Origin of the sequence: Pseudomonas sp. FSL R10-1350, assembly GCF_009600525.1 — a bacterium.
Lineage (GTDB): Bacteria > Pseudomonadota > Gammaproteobacteria > Pseudomonadales > Pseudomonadaceae > Aquipseudomonas > Aquipseudomonas helleri.
On record NZ_WIVR01000005.1, the window covers coordinates 156627 to 165451 of the forward strand.

The window sequence follows — 8825 nt, forward strand, 5'->3', positions numbered from 1 at the left end:
GCGCGTTTTACAGCGTGTAGGCCTCACATTTATAGAACTTAGCGGACCCTTCTAGCCATGAATAAAAACCTGCGTTTCAGTCATAAAATCCTGCTGGCTGCGTCCCTGATTGTCATAGCCGCGTTCTCACTCTTTGCCTTGTACAACGATTACTTGCAGCGCAATGCCATCCGCAACAACCTCGACAACTACCTGCATGAGATGGGCAGTGTCACCGCCAATACCATTCAAACATGGCTCGGCGGGCGCATTTTGCTGGTCGAAAACCTCGCACAATCGTTGGCCATCAACCCCGAGCCCGCCCAAGCCGCCAGCTTGCTGGAGCAGAAGGCGCTGACCAGCACCTTCATGGCCGATTACTTTGGTGACAACCAGGGCGCATTCACCATTCGCCCTGACAGCAAAATGCCCGACGGTTTCGATCCGCGCACCCGCCCCTGGTACAAGGACGCCGTCAACAGCGCCAGCGCCAGCCTGACCGAACCGTACATTGATGCGGTCACCGGGCAGATGATCATCTCGATTGGCAGCGCCGTGAAAAAATCCGGGCAGACACTGGGCGTGGCCGGTGCTGACCTGAGCCTGCAAACCATCACGGACACCATCAATGCCTTGAACTTTAATGGCCTGGGCTATGCCTTTCTGATCAGTGGCGACGGCAAAGTCCTGGTTCACCCGGACAAAACCCTGGTCACACAGTACCTGAAGGATATTTACCCGCAGGACACGCCGCCCATCAGCAGCGCGTTCAGCGAAATCCAGGCCAACGGCAAAACCCGGATCGTGACCTTTACCCCGGTCAAAGGGCTGGGGAACGTCAACTGGTCGATCGGTCTGTCCGTGGACAAAGAAAAGGCCTTTGCGGCACTGAACACATTCCGGACATCGGCGGTGATTGCCACGGTGATTGCCGTAATTTCGATCATCGCCCTTCTCGGCCTGTTGATCCGCTTGCTGTTGCAGCCCCTGCACGTCATGACCCGCGCCATGCAGAACATTGCCGAAGGTGAAGGTGATTTGACCCGCCGCCTCGACGTAACCTCCAACGACGAGTTCGGCACCCTGGGCAGTGCGTTCAACGACTTTGTAGAGCGCATTCACACCTCCATGCGCGAAGTGTCATCTGCCACCGCGCAGGTTAACGAAGTGGCCCTGCGCGTGGTCAGCGCCTCCAACTCGTCAATGCTCAACTCCGACGAGCAGGCCAGCCGCACCAACAGTGTTGCCGCCGCCATCAACGAACTGGGCGCTGCCGCCCAAGAGATCGCCCGCAACGCCGCCCAGGCCTCACAACAGGCCAGCGACGCCCGCGGCCTGGCGACCGAAGGCCAGCAAGTGGTTGAGCGCAGCATCAGTTCCATGCAGCAACTGTCGCAAATGCTCGGCACGTCCAGTGGCCATATCGAGTCGCTCAACGGCAAGACCGTGAATATTGGGCAGATCCTCGAAGTGATCACCAGCATCTCGCAGCAAACCAACCTGCTGGCCCTCAACGCCGCCATTGAAGCGGCCCGCGCCGGAGAAGCCGGGCGCGGCTTTGCCGTGGTGGCAGATGAGGTGCGCAACCTGGCACACCGCACTCAAGAGTCAGCGCAACAAGTGCAGGCGATGATCGAAGAGTTGCAAGTCAGTGCCCGCGCCTCGGTCAGCACCATGGATGAAAGCCAGCGCCACAGCGAAGACAGCGTCGAAATCGCCAACCTGGCCGGTGAGCGGCTGGTCAGCGTTACGGAGCGTATTGGTGAGATTGACGGCATGAACCAGTCCGTGGCGACCGCAACCGAAGAGCAAACCTCGGTGGTTGAGTCGATCAATATGGACATTACCGAGATCAATACGCTGAATCAGGAAGGGATTGAAAACCTGCAATCCACCTTGCGCGCCTGCACCGACCTCGAACAACAGGCCGCTCGCCTCAAGCAATTGGTGGGCAGTTTCCGTCTCTAAGCACTCTGTAGGAGCGAGCTTGTCTCGCGATCTTTTGATCGTTTAAAAGATCGCGAGGCAAGCTCGCTCCTACAGATAGCCATACGGCTTGGGATCTGCTTCAGCGTCTTGCTGTAGTTGCTCCCAAAGCCTGGCGGCGTCAGGAAAATCGGTGCCATCCTCAGGGCTGAGGGCGTCCGGGTCGTAACGACTCAAACAGCCCTCACCCACTGTGGCCGGGGCGCTGGAGGTAGCCTTGTCGAGTGGATCAGTCATGGCGAATCCTCCAGCGTCCAATCTGTAGAAAATCCGTGGGAGCGGGCTTGCTCGCGATGCAAACGACTCGGTTTGTCAGACGCACCGGGCAGACACTATCGCGAGCAAGCCCGCTCCCACAAAAACCTTCTCGCATCAGAACACGACAGTTTTGTTGCCGTGCACCAGGACGCGGTCTTCGAGGTGATAACGCAGGCCACGGGCCAGCACCATCTTCTCGACGTCACGGCCGAAACGCACCATGTCTTCAATGCTGTCACTGTGACTAACGCGAACCACGTCTTGCTCGATGATCGGACCGGCGTCCAGCTCTTCGGTAACGTAATGGCATGTCGCGCCGATCAGCTTCACACCGCGCATGGACGCTTGGTGATAAGGCTTGGCACCCACAAAAGACGGCAAGAAGCTGTGGTGGATGTTGATGACTTGACCGGCGTATTCGCTGCACAGGTCGGGCGGCAGAATTTGCATGTAACGCGCCAATACCACAACTTCAGCCTCGTGGTGTTTGACCAGACGTGAGACTTCGGCAAACGCAGGCTGCTTGTCTTTCGGGTCAACCGGCACGTGGTAGAACGGAATACCGTGCCACTCCACCATGCTGCGCAGATCATTGTGGTTAGAGATAACGCACGAAATATCGCAGTCCAGCTCATCGCTGTGCCAGCGGTGCAGCAAATCTGCCAGGCAGTGAGATTCACGGCTGGCCATCAATACCACGCGTTTTTTCTGCGCTGTATCGGTAATACGCCACTGCATCGAAAACTCTTCAGCGATCGGGGCAAATGCCTCGCGAAACGCCTCAATGCCAAACGGCAAAGAGTCGGCACGAATTTCGTGACGCATAAAGAACCAACCGCTTTGGTCGTCCGAGTGGTGGCTCGCTTCAGTGATCCAGCCATTGTGGGAGGCCAGGAAATTACTGACCTTGGCGACAATGCCGACGCCGTCGGGGCAGGCGATCACCAACCGAAAAGTGCGCATGAGGGGAAAACTCCAAAACTTTACTAAGGCCGCCATTCTAGCGAGTGCGCAGCAAAACTACAGTATTCGTTGAGCCTTATTGCCTGTGCCACGGGGTCGCGGTGCAAAAGCGTCGACGCCAACAGCGCCGTGGCCTGCATTGAATTTATCGATCCGTTGATACTATTTATTAATGACTTTGATTAAGCCCGGGTATCGACCTATTAAACCGGCTACATAGTGCAGACTGACAAAAGTTAATGAATAAAAATTTAAATTAATCTGACATTGGATATTTACTTGCTGAAACTGTCTGACTATTATTGCGCCACTGTCTCCCTGTCACCACTTCAGCATAAGGTAAGCCTCATGTCCTTGATCAACGAATACCGCGCAACAGAAGAAGCCATCAAAGAACTGCAAGCTCGCCTGAAGAACCTGTCGGAAGACGACAAACTTCAAACCGAGCTGGAATTTGAAGGCAAACTGCGTACGCTGATGGGCGAATACCAAAAGTCGCTGCGTGACATCATCGCGCTGCTGGACCCAGAAGCCAAAGCAAGCAAAGCACCACGTGGTGTTGTTAAAACCACCGGCACCAAACGTGCCCGTAAGGTTAAACAATACAAAAACCCGCACAACGGCGAAGTGATTGAAACCAAAGGTGGCAACCACAAAACTCTGAAAGAGTGGAAAGCCAAGTGGGGCAGCGACGTGGTTGAAGGCTGGGCAACTTTGCTCGGCTAAGTGATTGCGAACACCTCGCGTGTTCAGCAACACCCATAAAAAACGCCAGCTTGCTGGCGTTTTTTTATTGCCCGGCATTTAGTCCGTTTCAGCGCCCGGAGTTGCCAGCCCTACTCGCCGGCTCACGTCCTGAGCGTAACGCTGCCATTGCTCCAAGAGCTTCAACTGCGCAGGCGTTGCGCTGCGCGCCAGGCCTTCTACAGCCTCGTTGAACTGGCTCAGGGTCAACGGCGCACCAAAGGCCGGGTCGGTCAAACGCTGTTGGCAAAACTGCTGCCAACGCTCGTGTTCTTGCTCACTCAAGGTCGCTGGAAAGTTTCGCGCGCGGTAACGGAATAATAATTCAGGCAACCGTTCGTCATCAAAAGGCCACGTATCTTTACCCAACTGTTCCGGATCACTTAAGCGTACTTGTTCACACAACCGCCGGTCGCGGTCACCAAGAAAACCGTCATACAGTTGCTGCTCCGGGTCCTCACTGGGAGTGAAGTCTTCGCGGGCATAAATAACATTTAACTTTTGCTGCCAAACTTCCTGGGCCGCTATCAGCACCTGGACACGCGCTTGATAATCCGCCATGTCCAACTGCAAACGCTGCTGATCCTGCGCACGCACAACAGTTAACGGGGCGACGACCGGACAACGATTAACGTGAATCAGCTTAAGTCCAATGGGTAATTGACCTTCGGCTAATTCTTCGCGCCGCGTATAAAGCAGCGCACGAAGCGATTCAGCCTCCATGTCCATTAAAGGCTGCGGATCAAAATGCAGGTCATAGACAATCAATGCATTACGGTTTTTGGGATGCCAGGCCAAGGGTAAAACCACACCGATATAATGCCGCGCCGCCGAAAAACGCCCCGAGATATGCACCATGGGTTGCAACAATCGAACTTGATCCAGCACCCGCTGTTTAGTTCGCAATTGAAATAACCAGTCATACAGTTTTGGTTGTTTTTCACGGATCAGACGCGCCAATGCAATGGTTGCACGCACATCAGACAGCGCATCGTGTGCCTGACCATGGTCAATGCCGTTGGCGGCCGTCAAACGCTCAAGCTTGAGCGTCACCCGCCCGTCTTCTTCGGGCCACACAATGCCTTCAGGGCGTAGCGCATACGCCGCACGCACAACATCAATCAAATCCCAACGACTGTTACCGCCTTGCCATTCGCGCGCGTAAGGATCGAAGAAGTTGCGGTACAGACTATAGCGCGTGACTTCGTCATCGAAACGCAAGGTGTTATAGCCCGCCCCGCAGGTGCCCGGCTGCGCCAATTGCGCATGGGTGCGGGTCATGAACTCGGCTTCGCCCAGGCCTTTGTCTTCCAGAACGCCCGGGGTAATGCCGGTAACCAGGCAAGCCATGGGGTGCGGCAGGATATCGTCGCTGGGCTGGCAGTACAGATTGAGCGGCTGGTCTATCTCGTTGAGCGCAAAGTCGGTGCGGATCCCGGCAACCTGCACCGCACGATCGTTGCGCGGATTGATGCCGGTGGTTTCGTAGTCGTACCAGAAAATGGAAGTCACGGGGTGTTCCTGAGCAGTATTCCCACTCAGTCTAGGCGTTCAACGCCAGGCAAGACCAGCCCGAAGCCTTAAGGGCAAGCTGCTGGTCTCGTCTGCGCCAGCCCGTCAGGCAGAGGCTTGTCTGGGGTAAAAGCTGAAATAGTGGTGCAGGTCGTCGATCAGCGCGAGGTATTCCTCAGGCGGCTGATAGAGGATAAAACCGGAGTCATAGACGTTGGGCGTAACATCTTCACGGCACCACAGGCACCGGGCGACAAGGTCGATCAAGTGCACCTGACCATCACTGCCGGGGAGCTTGAAGCGTAGCTGAAAGTCGGCCTCGACCAGCAGAGGCAAGTGGCTGATCAACACCAGACCGCCCTCGGAGGCATTGCCCAAATACCCCATGGGCTTGTCCGCGAAGCGATTGAAGACTTTGAGAAAAGATGTCAATTCGTGACGCTGGATGCGGCGCTCAGTAACCATATTGAATTCACTTGTAAAGGCCCGGGGTAACTGCCCGGAAGGCCGCACGCCAAAGGGCTGCCGACCAGGCACTGAGTCTTACGGTGTTGCGTACCGATTCAGGTAAAGCGTAGTCAATAAATAACCGGGTGATGGCTATGCGCCATCAATTACCGCCAAGATCCCGCCACGCAGGGGTTATGGCCCCGTGGCGCGCACTCAACACTCAACACGCCTCAAATCTTCGCCGGCAGGGCTTGAGCCTGACTGGGGCCAGGAATGAACTTGAGGATACGCAGCGTTTCGATCCGAGCCTTGGCCCGATAGGCGTACTCGCTCTTCGGGAACTCGTTGATGATGTATTGATAGGTCTGGGCGGCATCCAGGTAAAACTTTGTACGCTCAAGACACAGCCCGCGCAACATTGCCGTTTGCGGCCAGATATAAGGACGGCTGCGGCTGTCACGGTCTACCTCTGACAGCTCCAGCATCACCGCTTCACAATTACCACGGTCATACGCCCGGTAGGCATTGTTCAAATGATGGTTCATTGACCAGCGGGTACAGCCAGCAACACTGCTGACCACCACTAAAATTAGCAAAAAGCGCATGGGCATCTCCTGTTCTCAACAGTGTATCGACCCCGCCGGCAAATTCTTCATAGCCTGTGCACCACAACTTAAGTCGAAAGTAGTGCAGAGGAACAATGACTACAGCCAAAGACCATAGTAGCCTTTGGCAGCGCTTGAACTCAGGAGTCTTTGCATGTCCGTTCGTCGAACTAAAATCGTTGCCACACTTGGCCCTGCCAGCAATTCCCCGGAGATGCTTGAACAGCTGATCCTCGCTGGCCTGGACGTCGCCCGTCTGAACTTTTCCCACGGCACTCCCGATGAGCACAAGGCTCGCGCCAAGCTGGTGCGTGACATCGCCGCCAAGCACGGCCGTTTCGTCGCGTTGCTGGGTGACCTGCAAGGCCCGAAAATCCGTATCGCCAAATTCGCCAACAAACGCATCGAACTGAAAATCGGTGATCGTTTCACCTTCTCCACCAGCCACCCGCTGACCGAAGGTACCCAAGAAGTTGTTGGCATCGATTACCCGGATCTGGTCAAGGATTGCGGCGTCGGTGACGAACTGCTGCTCGATGACGGTCGCGTGGTCATGCGCGTTGAAACCGCCACTGCCGATGCTCTGCACTGCGTGGTGTTGATCGGCGGCCCGCTGTCGGACCACAAAGGCATCAACCGCCGTGGTGGTGGCCTGACCGCCCCTGCGCTGACTGAAAAAGACAAGGCTGACATCAAGCTGGCTGCCGAAATGGAAGTCGACTACCTCGCCGTGTCGTTCCCGCGTGACGCCGCTGACATGGAATACGCCCGTCAACTGCGTGACGAAGCCGGCGGTACCGCTTGGCTGGTAGCAAAAATCGAACGCGCTGAAGCAGTAGCCGACGACGAAACCCTCGACGCACTGATCAAAGCCAGTGACGCGGTCATGGTTGCCCGTGGCGACCTGGGCGTTGAAATCGGCGACGCCGAGCTGGTGGGCATCCAGAAAAAAATCATTCTGCACGCACGTCGCCACAACAAGGCGGTGATCGTTGCGACCCAGATGATGGAGTCGATGATCCAGAACCCGATGCCAACGCGTGCCGAAGTGTCCGACGTTGCCAACGCAGTTCTCGACTACACCGACGCCGTGATGTTGTCGGCCGAAAGTGCTGCCGGTGCTTACCCACTGGAAGCCGTGCAGGCCATGGCGCGTATTTGCGTCGGCGCTGAAAAGCACCCGACCAGCAAAACCTCCAGCCACCGCATCGGCAAGACCTTCGAAAGCTGCGACCAGAGCATCGCGCTGGCGGCCATGTACACCGCCAACCACTTCCCTGGCGTTAAAGCGATCATCGCCCTGACTGAAAGCGGTTACACGCCGTTGATCATGTCGCGCATCCGTTCCTCGGTGCCGATCTACGCGTTCTCCCCGCACCGCGAAACCCAGGCCCGTGCGGCCATGTTCCGTGGCGTCTACACCGTACCGTTCGACCCGGCTTCGTTGCCGCCAGAACAAGTCAGCCAGGCCGCTATCGACGAACTGCTCAAGCGCGGCGTCGTAGAGAAAGGTGACTGGGTCATCCTGACCAAGGGCGACAGCTACCACACCATCGGTGGCACCAACGGCATGAAGATCCTGCATGTCGGCGACAAAATGGTGTAAGCCCTAACCGGCCCACACCCAAAGCCCCGCCCGAGCAATCCGGCGGGGCTTTTTTATAACAACCCGCACCGTTCCTGTGTAGGAGCGAGCTTGCCTCGCGATCTTTTGACCTTAAAAGATCGCAGCCTTCGTGCCTCGACAGCGCCTACATCAACTGCGGGTCAAAAATGCATCGGCCAACAGCTGATTGCGCGAAAGCCCGGCCAAAAACAGCCGTTTGGCAAACGCTTCAACCGTGTCCGGATGGCCGCAGACCAGCGCGTGGGTCTGCCGCGCAACCACACGCAACTGCAACAGATAGTCTGCCAACTCGCTGCGCAGCACCCACTCAAGCGTCAGGTTGGCATGTTCGGCCGCCAATGCTTGCAACTGCACCCTGAGATAAAACTCGCTGTCATCGCGGGCCACGTGCACCAGCCGGATCGGCCCTTGATGGTCTTGGCGCAGCGCCTCGCGCAGCACGCCAAACAGAGGCGCCAGCCCGGTACCCGCCGCCATTAGCCACAGCGGCTGCTCTTGCCAGTCCGGGTCGTAGCGCAACGCCCCGCCACGCAACTCGCCCAAACGCACGGGATCGCCCACCTTGAACTGCCGGGCCGCATCGGCAAATTCGCCGGGGTGCGCGCAATCGACATGGAACTCCAGAAAGCGGTCCCCATCAGGCAGGCTGGCCAACGAATAAGGCCGGGCGATGCCGCCGGGCGTCCACAGCACCACATGCT

Annotated in this window: 8 protein-coding genes and 2 pseudogenes; 4 read left to right on the forward strand and 6 right to left on the reverse strand. The window is 56.9% G+C overall.

Translation table 11 applies throughout. The annotated features are described in order from the left end of the window. Positions 1-57 precede the first annotated feature (57 nt). Positions 58-1089, forward strand: a pseudogene (locus tag GHO25_RS26820) (cache domain-containing protein); the annotation flags it as partial. Positions 1090-1182: 93 nt separating this feature from the next. Next, positions 1183-1947 carry a methyl-accepting chemotaxis protein gene (locus GHO25_RS26825; protein WP_371928888.1) on the forward strand — a complete coding sequence of 255 codons (765 nt, stop codon included), beginning with the start codon at positions 1183-1185 and terminating at the stop codon, positions 1945-1947. A 69-nt stretch (positions 1948-2016) separates the two neighbouring features. Here GHO25_RS26825 and GHO25_RS04440 read toward each other — a convergent pair whose 3' ends face one another. Both GHO25_RS04440 and purU read right to left on the reverse strand, forming a co-directional pair. After that, a complete protein-coding gene (locus tag GHO25_RS04440; RefSeq protein ID WP_153390011.1) occupies positions 2017-2202 on the reverse strand; it encodes a hypothetical protein in 186 nt (61 codons plus the stop codon). Between the two features lie 135 nt (positions 2203-2337). After that, entirely contained in the window at positions 2338-3186 is an 849-nt protein-coding gene (gene purU / locus GHO25_RS04445) for a formyltetrahydrofolate deformylase (RefSeq protein ID WP_048370599.1), read from the reverse strand. Positions 3187-3534: 348 nt separating this feature from the next. Between purU and mvaT the strand changes: the two genes are divergently transcribed. Next, positions 3535-3912 carry a histone-like nucleoid-structuring protein MvaT gene (mvaT, locus tag GHO25_RS04450; protein ID WP_048370601.1) on the forward strand — a complete coding sequence of 126 codons (378 nt, stop codon included), beginning with the start codon at positions 3535-3537 and terminating at the stop codon, positions 3910-3912. A 78-nt stretch (positions 3913-3990) separates the two neighbouring features. On the opposite strand, the gene sbcB is transcribed toward mvaT, so the two are convergent. The 3 genes from sbcB to GHO25_RS04465 all read right to left on the reverse strand — a co-directional run bounded on the left by sbcB (position 3991) and on the right by GHO25_RS04465 (position 6497). Beyond that, on the reverse strand, positions 3991-5442 hold the full coding sequence (sbcB, locus tag GHO25_RS04455) for an exodeoxyribonuclease I (protein WP_178109981.1): 1452 nt from the start codon (positions 5440-5442) through the stop codon (positions 3991-3993). Positions 5443-5547: 105 nt separating this feature from the next. Further along, complete coding sequence (locus tag GHO25_RS04460) at positions 5548-5907, reverse strand: PilZ domain-containing protein (RefSeq protein ID WP_153390013.1); 360 nt, start codon at positions 5905-5907, stop codon at positions 5548-5550. A 215-nt stretch (positions 5908-6122) separates the two neighbouring features. Continuing rightward, complete coding sequence (locus GHO25_RS04465; protein ID WP_048390709.1) at positions 6123-6497, reverse strand: tol-pal system YbgF family protein; 375 nt, start codon at positions 6495-6497, stop codon at positions 6123-6125. Between the two features lie 154 nt (positions 6498-6651). On the opposite strand from GHO25_RS04465, the gene pyk reads away from it, so the two are divergent. After that, positions 6652-8103: a pyruvate kinase gene (gene pyk, locus GHO25_RS04470; protein ID WP_048370609.1), complete on the forward strand. Its 1452-nt coding sequence runs from the start codon at positions 6652-6654 to the stop codon at positions 8101-8103. Positions 8104-8253: 150 nt separating this feature from the next. Here the strand turns inward: pyk and GHO25_RS04475 are convergent. After that, positions 8254-8825 (reverse strand): annotated as a pseudogene (locus GHO25_RS04475) (iron-sulfur-binding ferredoxin reductase); the annotation flags it as partial.

What these genes read in the sequence shown, in the direction of transcription:
- GHO25_RS26825 (WP_371928888.1), top strand. Translation starts at nt 1,183, where the DNA reads ATGCTCAACTCCGACGAGCAGGCCAGCCGCACCAACAGTGTTGCCGCC.
- purU (WP_048370599.1), bottom strand. Translation starts at nt 3,186, where the DNA reads ATGCGCACTTTTCGGTTGGTGATCGCCTGCCCCGACGGCGTCGGCATT.
- mvaT (WP_048370601.1), top strand. Translation starts at nt 3,535, where the DNA reads ATGTCCTTGATCAACGAATACCGCGCAACAGAAGAAGCCATCAAAGAA.
- pyk (WP_048370609.1), top strand. Translation starts at nt 6,652, where the DNA reads ATGTCCGTTCGTCGAACTAAAATCGTTGCCACACTTGGCCCTGCCAGC.
- GHO25_RS04460 (WP_153390013.1), bottom strand. Translation starts at nt 5,907, where the DNA reads ATGGTTACTGAGCGCCGCATCCAGCGTCACGAATTGACATCTTTTCTC.
- GHO25_RS04440 (WP_153390011.1), bottom strand. Translation starts at nt 2,202, where the DNA reads ATGACTGATCCACTCGACAAGGCTACCTCCAGCGCCCCGGCCACAGTG.
- GHO25_RS04465 (WP_048390709.1), bottom strand. Translation starts at nt 6,497, where the DNA reads ATGCGCTTTTTGCTAATTTTAGTGGTGGTCAGCAGTGTTGCTGGCTGT.